Origin of the sequence: Rhodococcus sp. MSC1_016 (assembly GCF_023667485.2) — a bacterium.
GTDB classification, from domain to species: domain Bacteria; phylum Actinomycetota; class Actinomycetes; order Mycobacteriales; family Mycobacteriaceae; genus Rhodococcus_F; species Rhodococcus_F oxybenzonivorans.
The window spans coordinates 4,076,843-4,092,818 of record NZ_JAMOZI020000001.1 but is presented as its reverse complement, the minus strand read 5'-3'; the positions used below and the strand labels follow the sequence as shown (position 1 = coordinate 4,092,818).

Annotated in this window: 13 protein-coding genes; 7 read left to right on the top strand and 6 right to left on the bottom strand. The window is 66.8% G+C overall.

The genetic code is table 11. The annotated features are described in order from the left end of the window. Positions 1-6: 6 nt before the first annotated feature. Both L1080_RS18900 and L1080_RS18895 read left to right on the top strand, forming a co-directional pair. Entirely contained in the window at positions 7-924 is a 918-nt protein-coding gene (locus L1080_RS18900) for a mechanosensitive ion channel family protein (RefSeq protein ID WP_213573358.1), read from the top strand. A gap of 29 nt (positions 925-953) precedes the next feature. Continuing rightward, entirely contained in the window at positions 954-2,294 is a 1,341-nt protein-coding gene (locus L1080_RS18895) for a cryptochrome/photolyase family protein (protein WP_159919893.1), read from the top strand. 78 nt (positions 2,295-2,372) lie between these two features. Here L1080_RS18895 and L1080_RS18890 read toward each other — a convergent pair whose 3' ends face one another. Beyond that, entirely contained in the window at positions 2,373-3,572 is a 1,200-nt protein-coding gene (locus L1080_RS18890; RefSeq protein WP_459031323.1) for a DDE-type integrase/transposase/recombinase, read from the bottom strand. A gap of 115 nt (positions 3,573-3,687) precedes the next feature. Continuing rightward, on the bottom strand, positions 3,688-4,911 hold the full coding sequence (locus tag L1080_RS18885) for an MFS transporter (protein WP_250774812.1): 1,224 nt from the start codon (positions 4,909-4,911) through the stop codon (positions 3,688-3,690). A 91-nt stretch (positions 4,912-5,002) separates the two neighbouring features. Between L1080_RS18885 and L1080_RS18880 the strand changes: the two genes are divergently transcribed. Continuing rightward, positions 5,003-5,587, top strand: coding sequence for a TetR/AcrR family transcriptional regulator (locus tag L1080_RS18880; RefSeq protein WP_159919897.1), 585 nt, complete (start codon positions 5,003-5,005; stop codon positions 5,585-5,587). A 21-nt stretch (positions 5,588-5,608) separates the two neighbouring features. Here the strand turns inward: L1080_RS18880 and L1080_RS18875 are convergent, their stop codons facing one another. The 4 genes from L1080_RS18875 to L1080_RS18860 all read right to left on the bottom strand — a co-directional run bounded on the left by L1080_RS18875 (position 5,609) and on the right by L1080_RS18860 (position 10,604). Further along, complete coding sequence (locus L1080_RS18875; protein ID WP_250774814.1) at positions 5,609-7,528, bottom strand: propionyl-CoA synthetase; 1,920 nt, start codon at positions 7,526-7,528, stop codon at positions 5,609-5,611. 85 nt (positions 7,529-7,613) lie between these two features. After that, positions 7,614-7,781, bottom strand: a complete 168-nt coding sequence (locus L1080_RS18870; RefSeq protein ID WP_250774816.1) for a hypothetical protein — start codon at positions 7,779-7,781, stop codon at positions 7,614-7,616. A gap of 78 nt (positions 7,782-7,859) precedes the next feature. Then, the gene (locus L1080_RS18865) at positions 7,860-8,891 is read right to left on the bottom strand and encodes an alpha/beta hydrolase (RefSeq protein ID WP_250775048.1); all 1,032 of its coding nucleotides are present in this window, start codon (positions 8,889-8,891) and stop codon (positions 7,860-7,862) included. A 213-nt stretch (positions 8,892-9,104) separates the two neighbouring features. After that, positions 9,105-10,604, bottom strand: coding sequence for an acetyl-coenzyme A carboxylase carboxyl transferase subunits beta/alpha (locus L1080_RS18860; RefSeq protein WP_159919901.1), 1,500 nt, complete (start codon positions 10,602-10,604; stop codon positions 9,105-9,107). 177 nt (positions 10,605-10,781) lie between these two features. On the opposite strand from L1080_RS18860, the gene L1080_RS18855 reads away from it, so the two are divergent. From L1080_RS18855 to L1080_RS18840, 4 genes are read left to right on the top strand one after another with little or no spacing between them, the layout of a single operon-like run. Further along, on the top strand, positions 10,782-11,609 hold the full coding sequence (locus tag L1080_RS18855; protein ID WP_159919903.1) for an FAD binding domain-containing protein: 828 nt from the start codon (positions 10,782-10,784) through the stop codon (positions 11,607-11,609). After that, positions 11,606-14,329 carry a molybdopterin-dependent oxidoreductase gene (locus L1080_RS18850; protein ID WP_250774819.1) on the top strand — a complete coding sequence of 908 codons (2,724 nt, stop codon included), beginning with the start codon at positions 11,606-11,608 and terminating at the stop codon, positions 14,327-14,329. Before L1080_RS18855 ends, L1080_RS18850 begins: the two co-directional genes overlap by 4 nt. Positions 14,330-14,339: 10 nt before the next feature. After that, positions 14,340-15,311, top strand: coding sequence for an antibiotic biosynthesis monooxygenase (locus L1080_RS18845; protein ID WP_250774821.1), 972 nt, complete (start codon positions 14,340-14,342; stop codon positions 15,309-15,311). 38 nt (positions 15,312-15,349) lie between these two features. After that, the gene (locus L1080_RS18840; protein ID WP_250774823.1) at positions 15,350-15,970 is read left to right on the top strand and encodes a PepSY domain-containing protein; all 621 of its coding nucleotides are present in this window, start codon (positions 15,350-15,352) and stop codon (positions 15,968-15,970) included. Positions 15,971-15,976: the final 6 nt, after the last annotated feature.

Sequence of the window (15,976 nt, the reverse complement as noted above, 5' to 3'; positions counted from 1 at the left end):
GGTGCGATGTTTTCTTCGCTACTGGCATTCGAACTGACCGAAACCAACCGTGACTGGTTGATTCGCCGCCCTGCCGAGATCGCGATCTACGTCGTTCTCGCGCTGGCCCTGCGGTTCACCCTGCACCGGCTCATCGACCGGATGACCCGGCAGCGGACTGCCACCGACAAACCGGCGATGCTTCGCCCTCTGCGTGAGCGAGCGCCGAGAGGCATCAAGGAAGCCATGGCGAACGAACGCCGAGCGCAGCGTGCCACGACGATCGGCTCGGTACTCAAATCCGCTGTGTCGATCGTCGTCCTCATCTGGGGTGTGTTGCAGATCCTGGGGATTCTGGGGGTGAACGTCGCCCCGTTCATCGCGTCCGCCGGTGTGATCGGTCTCGCACTGGGATTCGGTGCGCAGAACCTCGTCCGCGACTTTCTGTCGGGCATGTTCATGCTGCTCGAGGATCAGTACGGCGTGGGCGACGTGGTCGATCTCGGTGAGGCCGTGGGAACCGTGGAGACGGTGGGCTTGCGGGTCACCACGATCCGCGACGTCAACGGCACGCTGTGGTATTGCCGCAACGGTGAAATCGTCCGGGTCGGCAACATGAGTCAGGGGTACGCGGTGGCGGTGGTGGATCTGCCGATCGCGCATGCGGCCAACGTTCAGCGGGCATGTGAGGTGGCCCTCGACGCCATCCTGGAGGCGTCGCGAAGTGACGCGATCGAGGCCGACGTGCTCGAAACGCCCGAGATGCTGGGTGTCAATGCCGTGACCGCCGAATCGGTGACGTTGCGCATCACCGCCCGCACCAAGCCGGGACGGCAGTGGGCGGTGCAGCGCACGTTCGCGCGGGCGGCTCTCGCGGCGTTCGAGAAGTACGACATCGATGCGCCGTACCTGTCGATCGTGTCCGCGGCCCGCATGGACGCCTGACGGCGTTGCATTTCAGTACCGTGGCAGGCATGGACACGGCACTGGTCTGGTTCCGGCGCGACCTCAGGCTCGGCGATCTTCCGACTCTGCACACCGTCGCCGAGGCGGGGGCTCGCGCGCTCGGCCTGTTCGTGCTCGACGACAAGCTGCTCCACCCCGCGGGCGGCCCGCGCCGGGATTTTCTCTACCGCAGCCTGACTGCGCTCGACGACCAACTCGAGGGGCGGCTGCTGGTAGTGCACGGCAATCCTGCCGACGTGGTCCCAGCGGTTGCCGAGGCGGTGTCGGCGGGTGAGGTTCACGTGAGCGCCGACTTCGGTCCCTACGGCCGCGAGCGGGATGCTGCGGTTGCCGAGCGGATCGAACTGGTGCCCACCGGATCGCCCTATGCCGTGGCGCCGGGGAGGGTCACCAAGGCGGACGGCGAACCGTATCGCGTGTTCACGCCGTACTTCAGGCAATGGCTCGACCACGGGTGGCGTGCGCCGATCGACACCGGTGCCGCGACGGTCGACTGGATCGAACCGGATGACGTCCCCGTCCGGCGGGCAGCAATTCCCCAGCCGGAGTCCGAGGGCGTGGCCGCGGGCGAGTCCGAGGCTTTGCGAAGGTGGGCGGAGTTCCTGGAGGACGAACTCGACTCCTACGACGACGCCCGCAACCGTCCCGACCTCGACGCGACGAGCCGCATGTCGGTGTACCTGAAGTACGGCAACATCCATCCCCGCACCATGCTCCGCGATCTTTCACGCCGCCGTGGTAAGGGGGTCGAAGCGTACCGGCGTCAGTTGGCCTGGCGAGATTTCTACGCCGACATCCTTTTTCAACGCCCAGACAGTGCGCGCGGCAATTACGACCGCAAGTTCGACCCGATCCGACTCGACTCCGGTCCCGACGCCGACGAGGCGTTCGCCGCGTGGTGCGAGGGAAGAACCGGGTTCCCGATCGTCGATGCGGGAATGCGTCAGCTCCGAGCCGAGGCGTGGATGCACAACCGGGTGCGGATGATCGTCGCGTCCTTTCTGGTGAAAGACCTGCACCTGCCGTGGTGGCGTGGGGCGCGCTACTTCATGGACCGCCTGGTCGACGGCGATCTCGCCAACAATCAGCACGGCTGGCAGTGGACGGCGGGAACGGGCACCGATCCCTCCCCGTACTTCCGGGTGTTCAACCCGATCACCCAGGGTGAGAAGTTCGACCCCGACGGCTCGTATGTGCGCAAGTGGGTGCCGGAGCTTCGCGGCATCCCGGGCCGCGCCGTCCATTCGCTGAAAGCCCTTCGGCCCGAGGGCTATCCGGAGCCCATCGTCGACCACGGCCTCGCGCGGCAGGAGTCCCTCGCCCGCTACGGCGAAATCAAGGCCCCGTGAGTACTTGTTAACAGTGGGCGGTTTGTGCTGTCTACGTTGATATGAGACACGGGTGTCTACGTAGATGCGAGACAGATTTTAGGCGGGTTGGAGTTGTCCTTGGTAGCGCTTGGTGTGGTCGAGGTGTAGGTGTCCGATCACGTTGCCGTCGGCGGTGTAGGCGGTGACGTGGTCGTCGTCGTGGAGCAGGGTGATGGTCTGCCCGGCTCTGCGCCGGCCGACGCTCAGTCGGGTGTGGGAGTCGATGCACACGGTGCCGGCGGAGGAGACGATCAGGGCGTGCACGGTGGCGTCGTGTTGGATCGGAAGTGCTTGTGGCCCACCGAGGAGTGGCGCGTTCTGCCAGGCCTGCAGTGGCGGCATCTTGACCGCACTGTGCGGGCGGTCGGTGTTGTAGAACCGCTGGTAGGTGTCGCAGAGCTGCTGCAGTTCGATCAGAGTGGTCGGTTGGGTGGGGTGAGTGGCCAACCATTGCTTGAAGGTGCGGTGGTGGCGTTCGACCTTCCCGCAGGTCTGTGGGTGGTATGGGGTGGAGTGGATCAGCCGCGCACCGGCCCGCTTCACGACCCGGGTGAAGCCCGAGGTGCCGCCCTTGGTGCGGCGGGAGGTGAACGCGCTGCCGTTGTCGGCGAGTACCAGTGCCGGAACCCCGAAGTCGGTGAACGCGGCGATGATCGCCGCGATCGCCCCGGCGGCGGTCTCGGCGTCCGCGACCCGGGTGGCGACCAGGGTGCGGGTGCAGTCGTCGAGGACCTCGAAGACGGTGGCCTTGGCTCCGGTCGCCAACCGAACTTCGGTGGCGTCGATCTGATAGCAGTCGCGGGGTTTGCGGTAGCAGAACCGGCGGTAGGACGATTTCGGGCGTTTCTTCGGCTCGGGGACGACCAGGTGGTAGCGGGTGAGGATCTTGTTGATCGTGGCCCGGGACGGGATGGTCCAGCCCTGCTCGGACCAGTGTTGTTTCTCGGCGACCGCGTTCAGGTGGTAGGCGATGGTGTCGGCGCCGCGCTCGTGATGGGGCAGGTTGAGGCGAAGCCGCACGATCTCGGCCTCCACCTCCCACGCGGTGGCGTGTGGGCAGGAGGTGGGCCGGCGGGACCGGGCGGTCCACCGGCCGTCCTCCTCGATCCGTTTCTTGTGCCGGTAGGCGGTGGCGCGGGAGATCCCGTGGTCGGTGCACCAGCGGGCGAAGTTCCCGTCGAACATGTCGGCGCCGGTGGTCTGCGAGACCACCAGCAGGGCGTGTAGCAGTTCCATGACGGCTTCCGTTCCGGTCATGAACCAAGTCCACGACCAGTCAGGTGCCTCATACCTCAATCGACAGCAGCGTGTCTCACATCTGGGTGGACATCATCTGTCTCACATGTCCCCAGACTCAACAAACAGTGGGCGGTTAAGAAGTACTCACAGGCGCTGGGCGCACAAGGAGCCCGAGGAAGGCGGCCCCGGCGAGCAGGATGACGAGTCCGCCGTAGAGGCGGGTGGTGTCGACCAATCCGACCTCGCCGACCAGGTAGCCGGCGAGGAGCGCCGGGACACTGTTGGCCAGGTAGGCGATCACGTAGATGGTCGAGAGCAGGCCCGCCCGCTCGTGCGGCGCGGCCAGAGGCATCACGGTATGGATTGTGCCCTGGAAGCCGGCACCGAAGCCGACGCCCGCGATGGCTGTTCCTGCCAGTACGATTGCCGCCGAGGATGTTTCGGCGCCGACGAGTGTGACGGCCACACCGGCGATCAGTGCAGAGGTGCCGACGAGCAGCACTCGCCGCGCCGCCACGTTGCGTAGTACGAAGACGGCAATCGCCCCGGTTCCCGTCAGGGTCGCCACCATGATCGCGCCGATCAACGAGGTGTGGACGTCCAAGGCACTGCGGGCGAGTGAGGGGCCGAGCGACAGGTAGAAACCGCCGAGTGCCCATACGGCGATCAGGCACGGCCCGGTGAGGACGAGCATGCCGAGAGCGGGGGACGGTACCGCGAGCGTCGGGCGCATCGAGGCCAGCGCGCCCTGCTGCCGCACGGCCGTTTCCGGTGCTGCCCAGATACCCAGGAGCTCGAGGACGAAGAGCGCGAGGAAGACGAGGAACACGGTGCTGGTCGGACGCGGAAGGTGCTCGCTGATCAGACTCGATCCGATGGCGCCGACCGCGAGACCCACCGTAGGCGCGATGCTGTTGACGGTGGAACCGCGGCCGGGTCTGCGTTCGAGGTCGATGAGGGTCGATCCGAGCGCGCTGATCGCGGCGCCGGTCGCGAAACCCTGCACGACCCGGGCTGCCAGGAGAAGCCCGAGGCTCTCGGCTGAGGCGAACATGGCCATCGCGACCGCCTCGAAGGCCAGCGCGGTGACGAGGACGGGGCGTCGGCCGATGTAGTCCGAGAGAGAACCGACGGTGAGCAGGGCCAAGAGCAGACTTACGGCATAGATCCCGAAGACGAGGGTGGATTGCAGGGACGAGAAGCCCCAGTGGCTCTGGTAGAGCTCGTAGAGGGGCGTCGGTGCCGCAGACGCTCCGAGCAGGGTGGCGATGACCACGGCGACGAGAGTGAACGCTGCACCGCGGCCGAGTGTGGGTCGCGACTTCGGTGGAGCATCGAGTGCGGCAAGGGTCGTCATGCGGTACTCCCAGCTTTAAAGCAAAGCGTTTGCTTTATGAACCTACGCCGCCGTTGTTCTTAATGCAAAGATTTCGCGTTAGTATGGGCTCATGAGCCCGGTCACAGGTCCACGCCCCGGTGGGCGCAGCGCCCGCATCCAGCAAGCGGTGCATGCGTCCACGCGCAAGCTGCTCGCCGAGCGCGAGCGAGCGGACATCACCGTCCCGATGATCGCGGCCGACGCCGGCGTCACCCCGTCCACCATCTACCGGCGCTGGGGCGACATCACCGAGGTGTTCGCCGACGTGGCGATCGAGAGGCTGCGGCCCGAGACACCCCCGCGGGAGACGGGCAGTGTGCGCGGTGACCTCGTGGCGTGGGCTCAGGAGTATCTGGAGGAGATGTCCTCGCCGGTGGGCCGGTCCGCGCTGCGCGACATCGTGATGAGTGGTGACATGGGCCGCCCCGACAACGGCACCAACCAGTACAAGTGCGCGGCATTCTGCCGGAGTCAGATCACCGCCATTTTGCAACGGGACGCACAGTTTTCAGGGGCGCCGGGTGCCGCCGAGGGCGTGATCGACCACGTCGTCGCGCCGATCGTCTATCGCATACTGTTCGATCAGGATCCGCTCGCGGAGGACCGCATCGAGGCACTCGTCGACTCGGCCCTCGATGCGGTCGTTCACGCCTGACGCGCGCGTTACCTGGAGACGTCAGTCCCGCAGCTGCTTCTCGAGCGCCTCGAGCACGGCGACATCCTCGATGGTGGAGGGCACGGTATAGGGCTCGTGGTCGGCGATCTGACGCATCGTCTTACGCAGTATCTTGCCCGAGCGCGTCTTCGGCAGGGCTCCCACGACGGTGACGTCGCGGAACGTTGCGACCGCGCCGATCTGCTCGCGCACCATTGCAACCAAATCGGCGCGCAACGTTTCCGGGTCGATCTCGACACCGGCCTTGAGGACCACATAGCCGCTGGGCCGCTGTCCCTTCAGCTCGTCGCGGATCCCGACCACCGCGCACTCGGCCACGGCCGGATGCCCCGCGACCACGGCTTCCATGCTGCCGGTCGACAGCCGGTGGCCGGCCACATTGATGACGTCGTCGCTGCGGCCGAGGACGAAGACGTACCCGTCCTCGTCGATGTATCCGGAGTCGCCGGTGAGGTAGTAGCCGTCGAAGGTTGCGAGGTAGGACTTCACGAAGCGGTCCGGGTCGCGCCACAGTCCGGTCAGGGTTCCGGGCGGGAGGGGAAGCCCGATCACGATATTGCCTTCGGTGCCTGCCGGAACGACGTGCCCCTCACTGTCGACCACCTCGACGCGATAACCCGGCACGGGCACGGTGGGGGAGCCGGCTTTGACGGGCATGGGTTCGAGCCCGCGCAGATTGGCGCAGATGGCCCAGCCCGTTTCCGTCTGCCACCAGTGGTCGACTACCGGGAGGTCGAGAACCCGGGTGGCCCACGCATAGGTGTCGGGGTCGAGGCGCTCGCCGGCGGCGAACAGCGTCTTCAACGACGAAATATCGTACTTGGCAATCTCTTTCGCTTCGGGGTCAGCCTTGCGGACTGCCCGGATCGCGGTCGGGGCGGTGAACAGTGCGGCTACCCCGTGGTCGGAGATCACCCGCCAGAACGCCCCGGCGTCGGGAGTGCCCACCGGTTTGCCCTCGTAGAGCACCGAGGTGGCACCGGCCAGCAAGGGGCCGTAGACGATGTACGAGTGACCGACCACCCACCCCACGTCGGAGGCAGTCCACCACACATCACCCGGGCCGATGTCGTAGACGTTGGTCATCGACCAGGTCAGGGCCACCGCATGTCCACCGTTGTCCCGCACCACGCCCTTCGGCTTACCCGTGGTTCCGGACGTGTAGAGGATGTACAGCGGATCCGTGGCAGCGACGGGAACCGGCTGAGCGGGCGAGGCATCGGCGGCGAGGGCGTCCCAGTCGAACCAGGAGGCTCCGTCGTCGCGGTAGTCGGCGGCCGATCCCGGTACCTGCTCGCGACTCTTGACGATCACCGTATGCGGTGGAGTGCTCGACAATTCGAGCGCCTTCGCCACCATCGGCAGGTATTCGACGGTGCGCCCCGGCTCGAGACCGCCCGATGCCGTGACCAGGACCACCGGTCCGGCGTCGTCGATCCGTGTTGCCAGCTCCTTGGCGGCGAAACCTCCGAACACCACCGAGTGGACGGCGCCGATGCGTGCGCAGGCGAGCATCGCGACGGCGGCCTCGGGAATCATCGGCATGTAGACGATCACCCGGTCGCCGGCCACCACGCCCTGCCCGGCGAGGACGCCGGCGAACCGTGACACTTCGTCGAGCAGCTGTGCGTACGTGTATGTGCGGGAGGCCTCGGGTGCCATTGCCGAGTCGTAGATCAGGGCGTCCTGGTCACCTCGCCCATCCCGCACGTGCCGGTCGAGAGCGTTGAAGCAGGTGTTCAGCCGCGCGTCCGGGAACCAGCGATACATCGGGGCGGACGAATCGTCGAGGGCGCGCGTCGGTTCGTCGACCCACTCGACTGCCGTTGCGGCCGCCAGCCAGAACTCCTCGGGACGTTCGACGCTCTCGCGGTAGACGTCTGCGTACGTACGTCCGGCGCTCGCTGTCGGGGAGCTCATCGATGTTCGTCCTCTCGCCGTTCACCTTGTGACGTGAAACACCCTATGCGATGGCGGGTGGACGTCGATGGACGGCGCGGCGGGGTCAATCCATACCGCGCCAGCCCAGGACATCGGGGTCGTCGTCGGCTGGAGGTTCGGGATCCCGCCATTCTTCCGCGCGCGTGGGCTTGTTGCCGCGGATCATTCCTTCTGTCTCGTGCTTCATTTCGTCGTCCTGCCGAGGTCCGTGCTTGGCGCTCGCGCGTTCCATGTGCTCGTCCTTCCTCTCGGTCCGCGCCGGGTACCCGACGGGGCGAGAGGCGAAACGGGAGACCCGCCGGATCCGGCGCTAGATGCCGAGCGAGGACGCGATCATCGGCCAGGAATTGTGCAGGTCGTCCTGCCAGTAGCCCCACGAGTGGGTGCCGGTGGGATGGAAGTCGAACGTGGCGGGGATTCCCAGTGAGTTCAGCCGGTCGGCCAGCCGATAGGTGCACTGGTTGGTCCCCGCTTCGATGATTCCGCCGACGATCACCTGGTTGGCCAGGACTCCTACGTCCCCGTTGACGTCCGGACCGTTCAGTGTGTCGTGGTGGCCGGGCAGGCCGGTACCGTTGCTGATGTAGAGGTCGATGCCCCGCAGCTTTTCGGCGTTGACGACGGGATCGTTGGCCACCCAGTCCGGATCGCCCGGGGGTCCCCACATGTTCTCGACGTCTCCGCCGCGGGCGCTGACGACGAAGGTGACGTAATCTCGGCCGGGCTGGATGCTCGTCTCGGCGCACCCGCTGTAGGAGCCGACCGCCCGATACAGCGAGGGGGCGTGCTGGGCGAGACTCAGCACCGATGTGCCCGACATCGACAGTCCTGCAATGGCATTCTCACCGGTCGTTCCCAGTGTCGCATCGACGATCGGGGGAAGTTCCTCGGTGAGGAAGGTGGTCCATTTGTTGAGGCCGAGGGCGGGATCTGGCTTCTGCCAGTCGGTGTAGTAACTGAACGCGCCGCCGACGGGGGTGACGACATTGACGTTCTTGTCGGCGAAGAAGCTGACCACGTCAGTCTTGGCCTTCCAGGTTGCCGAGTCCTGCCCGCCACCGGCGCCGTTGAGTAGGTACAAGGTAGGGCGGGGCACGCTGGCGTCTGCGGGACGAATCACCTCGAGGAGAATCACTTTCTCCATCGCCGCCGAGTAGACATACATGTTCAGTTGACGGCCGTCGATCTCCTCGATGCGGTCGAGAACAGATCCGTCCGCCGAGGCCGGCTTGTCGGTGGGAAGAGTTCGCCATTCGTCGGCCGACGCCACGGCCACCTGACCGAACAGACTCGACGCGGCGACGACGGCGACGATCAGGAGCGCCCGACAGTGTCCGATCATCGGGTGCGCCCGACGGTGTCCGATCATCGGGTGCGCCCGACAGTGTCCGATCATCGGGAGCGCCCGACGGTGTCCGATCGCGCTCATGGCCGCTCCTCGTGCTCGACTGCACTGCCCGACTACCGTTGGATCCTGATTCCCTCTCACGGTAACGGGGAAACATTCCTCTCGGCGGCCGAAACGGAAGACCCGATCTTCGGTGGCAACGGAAAGCTAGCCGTTCGGCAGGCCGAGGTTCCGGTAGCGGGCCAGCCGCGCCGCGAATCGCTCGGCGTCGGGCGCAGCGGTGAGCGTGCGCAGTTCACGGGAAATGGCCTCGCCGACCCGCTTCGAGAAGTCGACGGGTTCGTCGGCGGCGTCGGGTCGCTCGGGAATGATCGCGTCGATGACGCCGTCGCGCAACAGGTCGAGGGAACGGATGCCCTGTGCGGCCGCCATCTCGGGGGCGTGCGTGGTGTCGCGGTGGACGATGGCACTGGCACCTTCCGGAGGCAGCGGCGCCAGCCAGCCGTTCTGTGCGGCGAGGACGCGGTCCGCGGGAAGGAACGCCAGCGCCCCGCCGCCGGTGCCCTGTCCCAGCAGAACCGAGACGGTCGGAGTCTTCAGCGTCACCAGATCGGAGATGCAGCGCGCAATTTCCGGGGCCAGTCCGCGTTCCTCCGCCTCCTTCGACAGCGCCGCGCCGAGGGTGTCGATGACGAGGACCAGTGGTATCTGCAACTCCTCCGCGAGACGCATGCCCCGACGGGCCTCGCGCAGGGCCGCCGGTCCCATGGTGTTGAGCGCCGACTGTCCGGCGCGGTCCTGGCCCAGGAGAACACAGGGGGCACCGCGGAACCGCGCCAGCGACAACAACACAGTGCCTTCGGTTTCCCCCTGCCCCGTTCCGCTGAGCGGGACCTGCTCCGTGGCCGCGTGCCGGAGGAGGTGACGGATACCGGGACGGTCGGCGCGCCGCGAGAGCATCACCGATTGCCAGGCAGGGACGTCGGGAATCTCGACGTCCGGGATCTCGGCGGTGACCGTCGGTGTGGCAGGAGGGTCGATCAGCACGCGCAGGGCGCGATGCACCAGGAGCCGTAGCCGACTGGCAGGGACCACGCCGTCGATGACACCGTTGCGGTACAGGTTTTCCGACGTCTGCACCCCGTCGGGGAACTTCTCGCCGTAGAGCGCCGCGTAGACGCGGGGACCGAGGAACCCGACCAGCGCACCGGGTTCGGCCACGGTGATGTGCCCGAGCGAACCCCAGGACGCGAAAACTCCGCCGGTGGTGGGATTGCGCAGATACACCAGATACGGCAGGTGCGCCGCCTTGTGGGTCGCCACGGCCGCGGCGATCTTGACCATCTGCACGAAGGCGACGGTGCCCTCCTGCATCCGCGTGCCCCCGGACGTGGGGGAGGCGAGCAGGGGCAGCCCCTCGCGGGTGGCGCGCTCGATGGCGCTGACGATGCGTTCGGCCGCCGCCACCCCGATCGAACCCGCGAGGAACGCGAACTCGCAGGCGATCACAGCTACCCGGCGACCACGAACCGTGCCGACTCCGGTGAGCACCGATTCGTCGACGCCCGACTTCTCGGTGGCCTTCATCAGGTCCGTTCCGTACTTGTCGTCGGGCCGCACGTCCACCGGGGTGGTGTCCCAGGAGACGTAACTGCCCTGATCCAACACCAATTCGAGGACGTCGTGGGCGGAGATCTTGGCGGCCATGGCCCTGAGAGTAGCGGTACGTCCGCAGGGAGCGATGCCTGCTACGGCGGGTGACGGCAGTCCATTCGGCGGGAACAGCGCAAACAGCGCCGACACACCGTGGCCTGTGTCTAGAGTCGAAGACGTCGATGCAGGTTGGGCATGAGAACGACAACTTCCCCCGAGGGGAGCAGTCCCATGGATCTCCACACTGTCACGGACGTCGTTCGACGACCATCCGACAGGCCGGGGGAGGCGTGGCGTGACGGCGACGCCTGGCTGGCCGGGGGCACGTGGTTGTTCTCCGTCCCGCAGCCCGACGTCCGCCGCCTCGTCGACATCACCACTCTCGGCTGGGACGCGCTGGTGGCCGGTGACGCCGGCCTGGAGATCGGTGCCACGTGCACGATCCGGGAGCTTTATGCGCTGGAGCCGTCGGGCGACTGGCTCGCCGGCCCGTTGCTGGCCACGAGTTGCGAGGCGTTTCTGGCGTCGTTCAAGGTATGGAATTCGGCGACAGTCGGCGGCAACATCTGCATGTCACTGCCTGCCGGCCCGATGATCACGCTGACCGTCGCGCTGGAGGCGACCTACACGCTCTGGAATGCCGACGGATCCGAACGCACCGTCGACGCCGCCGACTTCGTGACGGGAGATCACCGGAACATTCTCGCGCCGGGTGACATCCTGCGGCGCATCGACATTCCGGTGAGTGCCTTGCGTAAGCGTCACACCCACCGTCGTTTCACCCTCACGCAGTTGGGTCGTTCCACGATCTTCCTGATCGCCACGCAGTCACCCGGAACCGACGACATGCTTCTCACCCTGACTGCGGGCACCACCCGTCCGGTGCGCCTGTCGTTCGACTCCATGCCCGACGCCGACGCGCTGCGCCGCAGCATCGACGACCTACCCGCCGATGTGTGGTTCGACGATCCGAACGGCACTCCCGACCACCGCCGTCACCTGGCGAAACACTTCGCCGAAGAGATTCGCAGTGAACTGGCACCGGGAGAACTGTCATGACGTACACCGTGAACGGCAAGACGTTCGACGAACAACCCGAGCCGGGCCAGTGCCTGCGCACCTTCGTGCGCGCACTGGGCCATCACGGTGTGAAGAAGGGATGCGACGCGGGCGATTGCGGCGCGTGCACGGTATGGCTCGACGGCGTCCCTGTGCACAGCTGCATCACCCCTGCATTCCGGGCCGACGGCCACGAGGTGACCACCATCGAGGGGCTGGGCTCACCCGCAAACCTGCACCCGGTGCAGCGCTGCTTCCGCGATGCGCCGGGCTTCCAGTGCGGTTTCTGCACTGCCGGCATGATCATGACCTCGGCGACGTTCACGGACGCGCAGAAGGCGGATCTGCCTCGCGCGCTGAAAGGTAACCTCTGCCGTTGCACCGGGTACCGGGCGATCGAGGACGCGATCAACGGTGTCACCGAGATCGAGGAAGCGCTGCCGGGCAAGGCCGTCGGCACCAGTGTAGGGGCGCCCGCAGCCACCGACGTGGTGACGGGCCGCGCCGAGTTCACCATGGACACCGAGATCGAGGGCATGCTGCAACTGAAGGTGCTGCACTCCCCGCACGCCCATGCGCGCATCGTCTCCGTCGACAAGACCGCGGCGCTCGCCGTTCCCGGGGTGCTGCGGGTCTACACGTGGCAGGACGTGCCCCGGAAGAGGTTCACCACGGCAATCCACACCGATCACCTCGTCGACCCCGACGACACCTACATCCTCGACGACACCGTGCGGTTCGCCGGGCAGCGGGTGGTCGCGGTACTCGCCGACACCGTCGCCGCCGCCGAGGAGGGATGCCGGAAGGTGGTGGTCGAATACGACGTGCTGCCTGCGGTGTTCGATCCCGAGGAAGCGATGGCGGACGGGGCGCCTCGGCTGCACGGCTCGGACGACCCCTTCGTACGGGATCCCGACCACAACATCCTCCTCGAACTCCACGGGAACATCGGTGACCTCGAGGCGGGGCTGGCCGAGGCCGACGTAATCCACGAGGGCACCTACTTCTCCCCGCGCGTACAGCACGCGCATCTCGAGACGCACGGGTCGATCGCGTGGATGGCGGACGGCCGGCTGCACGTGCGCACCAGCTCGCAGTCGCCGTCCATCGCCAAGGTCAAGCTGGCCCATCTCTTCGACCTGCGTCCCGATCAGCTGCGTGTGTTCTGCAAGCGTGTCGGTGGCGGTTTCGGTGGCAAGCAGGAGGTGATCACCGAGGACCTGGTGGCGCTCGCCGCCCTCGACACCGGGCGTCCGGTCTGTTTCGAGTACACCCGGGAGGAGGAGTTCACGACGGCATCGCCACGGCACCCGATGACGTTGACGATCACCTTGGGAGCGCGGGCCGACGGCACGCTCACCGCGTTCGGGGTGCGCAACGTGTCGAACACGGGGGCCTACGGCAATCACGGGGGCGAGACCCTGTTCGCGGCCGGAGCCGCAATCTCGATGTACCGGTGCCGCAACAAGAAGTTCGACGCGTACTCCGTCTACACGAACACGGTGCCGAGTGGTGCGCTGCGCGGGTACGGCATGACTCAGCCGGCGTTCGCGGTGGAGTCCGCGATGCACGAACTCGCGGTCGCCCTCGACATCGATCCGCTGGAACTGCGCAGACGCAACATCGTGCGCCCCGGGGATTCTCTCGTGGCTATCGACGACCGGCCGGACGACGTCGCCTTCACCGAGGACGGCCTCGGCCAGTGCATCGACCTCGTCGACGCTGCCCTCTCACGCGGTGCGGACGGAAAGGCGCTCGGTAGCCACTGGCTGATCGGCACGGGTACCGCCAGTTCGGTGCACGAGACCGCCCCGCCCACGGAGCACATCTCGGAGGCGTGGCTGACCCTCGGCGATGACTGTGTCTACGAATTGGCAATCGGCACGGTTGAATTCGGGGAGGGAACGTCCACCGCGCACGTGCAGATCGCCGCCAACCAGCTCGGCACCACACCTGCGCGGGTGCGGCTCGTGCAGTCCGACACCGACCGGACGGGTTTCGACACAGGAGCGTTCGCGAGTGCGGGCCTGTTCGTCGCCGGCAACGCCGTGCTGCGGGCATCCGACGCCCTGCGCGACCGCATCCTGGCCTTCGCGGCCGCACATACCCGGGCCGATCTGTCCGAGTGCTCGATGGACGACGACGGCGTCGTCTGTGGTGGCGTCCGGGTTTCGCTCGGCGAACTCCTCGATGCGGCACACCGACGCGGCATCCGCTTCACCGCGGCGCGTAAGGCGTACGGCTCGCCGCGCAGCGTGGTGTCGAATACCCACGGCTTCCGTATCGCCGTTCACCGGATCACGGGCGAGGTCCGCATCCTCTACAGCGTTCATGCCACCGACGCCGGCGTCGTTATCAACCCGGCCCAGGTGCGCGGCCAGATCGAGGGCGGCGTGGCCCAGGGCATCGGGTTCGCGCTGACCGAGAACTACCACGTCGACCACACCGGCACGATGATCAACCCGAGCCTGCGGAACTACCGCATCCCCACGTACGCCGACGTCCCGCGCACGGAGGTGTTGCTGGTCGACTCGACGGATTCTGTCGGCCCGATGCGGTCCAAAGGCATGGCGGAGTGCTGTATCAACCCGGTGGCGCCGGCGTTGGCCAATGCCCTGCACAACGCGACCGGTGTGCGCTACCGGGAGTTGCCACTGACACCCGAGCGCATCTACCGACGGCTCGGGGAGTCGACGAGCGTTGTGACGGCGCAGGCGTAGGGCGGCGGCGATGCGCGCGGAACGGATCGACAGCGGCGCCGCGACGGTGATCATCGGTCAGAAGGTCCGCGCCGGTTGCGAGCAGGCCTTCGAGACGTGGCAAGAGGACATGAATGCCGCCGCCTCGGATTACGCAGGGTTCCTGGGCGCCGAGATCACCGCACCGACCGACGTGCAACCCGACTGGGTGGTTGTCTACCGCTTCGATTCCATCGCTCACGTGCAGGCCTGGATCAACAGCGCCACCCGGCAGGAGCACCTCGACGCGGGGCAGCGGTACGTCGACGGTCCCGCCACCCAGCAGGTCCTCGGCGGGGACACCCGACCCCACGACCCGCTCGTGACCGTCGTGGTGTCACATCGCGTCGCGCCCGGCAAAGTCACCGCCTTCCTCGAATGGCAGGAGCGACTGCGCCTGGAAGAGAGCAGGTTCGAGGGCTTCCGGGGCAGCGAACTCTTCCGTCCCGTGGAGGGCGTGCAGGACGAGTGGACCGCGCTGTACCGCTACGACACCGCGGCGCACCTCGACACCTGGCTCACCTCGAAGAAGCGGCGGGAGCTGCTGGCAGAGGGCGAAGAGTTCTCCGACTTCGAGTTACGCACCGTCGACAACTCCTTCGGCAGTTGGTTCGCGTTCGACGAGAACGGCACGGAGGCACCGCCGCCGTCGGAGACCAAAACCTCCATCGCTGTCTGGGTCGGCCTGTATCCCACCGTCGTGCTGCTCACACTTGCGCTGTCGCCGTTGCGGATGCCGCTGTGGCTCGGAATGCTCGTCGGCAATCTGCTGTCCAGCTTCACCATGAGTTTCTTGACGATGCCCCACTACGTTAACCCGCTCCTGGGGCGGTGGCTGCGGCCCCCGGCGGGTGCGTCGAAGGTGAAGACCAACGTCAGAGGGATCGCGCTCGTCGCAGCCGCCAATGTGTTCTGGATGCTCGTCTTCTTTTTGGTGACCACCCAGTTCTGGACGCTGCCCTGACAGCAGCGCCCCCGACACCGTCAACGGAAGGATCGATGATGACCGCGAAAACCGTTCGAGGTACGAGCCTGACCGCCCTTGCCATGGCATCGGCACTGCTCCTGGGAGGTTGTGGCTCGGACAGCGCTGACGACTCCGGTTCGCAGACCAGTGCCACGGCAGCCACCACCACGACGGATTCGGCAACCACGACTGGCGCCGGCACCTCGCCCAGCGGGACGGCGGCCTCGACGGCGGTGGGCAAGCAACAGGCCGAACAGATCGCTCTGGCGACGGTGCCCGGAGGCACGGTCGTCTCGTCCGAAGAGGTGAAGCGGGACGGTAAGACGGTGTGGCACGTGCATATCCGCGATGGCAGAGGCTGGGACTACGACGTGAACGTCGACGCTGCCAACGGCACAGTCGTATCCGAGGATCAGGACCGGGACAACGACGACACTGCGACGACACCCACCGTGCCGGCCGCGCCGCAGCCGGTCACCCAGCAGCAGGCGGAGCAGACGGCTCTGGCTACGGTGCCCGGGGGCACGGTGGCCTCGTCCGAGGAACAGCAGCGGGACGGTAAAACGGTGTGGCACGTGCATATTCGAGACGGTAGGGGCTGGGACTACGACGTGAACGTCGATGCCGCCACCGGCGTGGTGGTACCCGACAACTGACGGACG

Excerpts from the sequence above, each read along its gene's own strand:
- L1080_RS18900 (WP_213573358.1), top strand. The coding sequence starts at position 7 with ATGTTTTCTTCGCTACTGGCATTCGAACTGACCGAAACCAACCGTGAC.
- L1080_RS18895 (WP_159919893.1), top strand. The coding sequence starts at position 954 with ATGGACACGGCACTGGTCTGGTTCCGGCGCGACCTCAGGCTCGGCGAT.
- L1080_RS18890 (WP_459031323.1), bottom strand. The coding sequence starts at position 3,572 with ATGACCGGAACGGAAGCCGTCATGGAACTGCTACACGCCCTGCTGGTG.
- L1080_RS18885 (WP_250774812.1), bottom strand. The coding sequence starts at position 4,911 with ATGACGACCCTTGCCGCACTCGATGCTCCACCGAAGTCGCGACCCACA.
- L1080_RS18880 (WP_159919897.1), top strand. The coding sequence starts at position 5,003 with ATGAGCCCGGTCACAGGTCCACGCCCCGGTGGGCGCAGCGCCCGCATC.
- L1080_RS18875 (WP_250774814.1), bottom strand. The coding sequence starts at position 7,528 with ATGAGCTCCCCGACAGCGAGCGCCGGACGTACGTACGCAGACGTCTAC.
- L1080_RS18870 (WP_250774816.1), bottom strand. The coding sequence starts at position 7,781 with ATGGAACGCGCGAGCGCCAAGCACGGACCTCGGCAGGACGACGAAATG.
- L1080_RS18865 (WP_250775048.1), bottom strand. The coding sequence starts at position 8,891 with ATGATCGGACACTGTCGGGCGCTCCTGATCGTCGCCGTCGTCGCCGCG.
- L1080_RS18860 (WP_159919901.1), bottom strand. The coding sequence starts at position 10,604 with ATGGCCGCCAAGATCTCCGCCCACGACGTCCTCGAATTGGTGTTGGAT.
- L1080_RS18855 (WP_159919903.1), top strand. The coding sequence starts at position 10,782 with ATGGATCTCCACACTGTCACGGACGTCGTTCGACGACCATCCGACAGG.
- L1080_RS18850 (WP_250774819.1), top strand. The coding sequence starts at position 11,606 with ATGACGTACACCGTGAACGGCAAGACGTTCGACGAACAACCCGAGCCG.
- L1080_RS18845 (WP_250774821.1), top strand. The coding sequence starts at position 14,340 with ATGCGCGCGGAACGGATCGACAGCGGCGCCGCGACGGTGATCATCGGT.
- L1080_RS18840 (WP_250774823.1), top strand. The coding sequence starts at position 15,350 with ATGACCGCGAAAACCGTTCGAGGTACGAGCCTGACCGCCCTTGCCATG.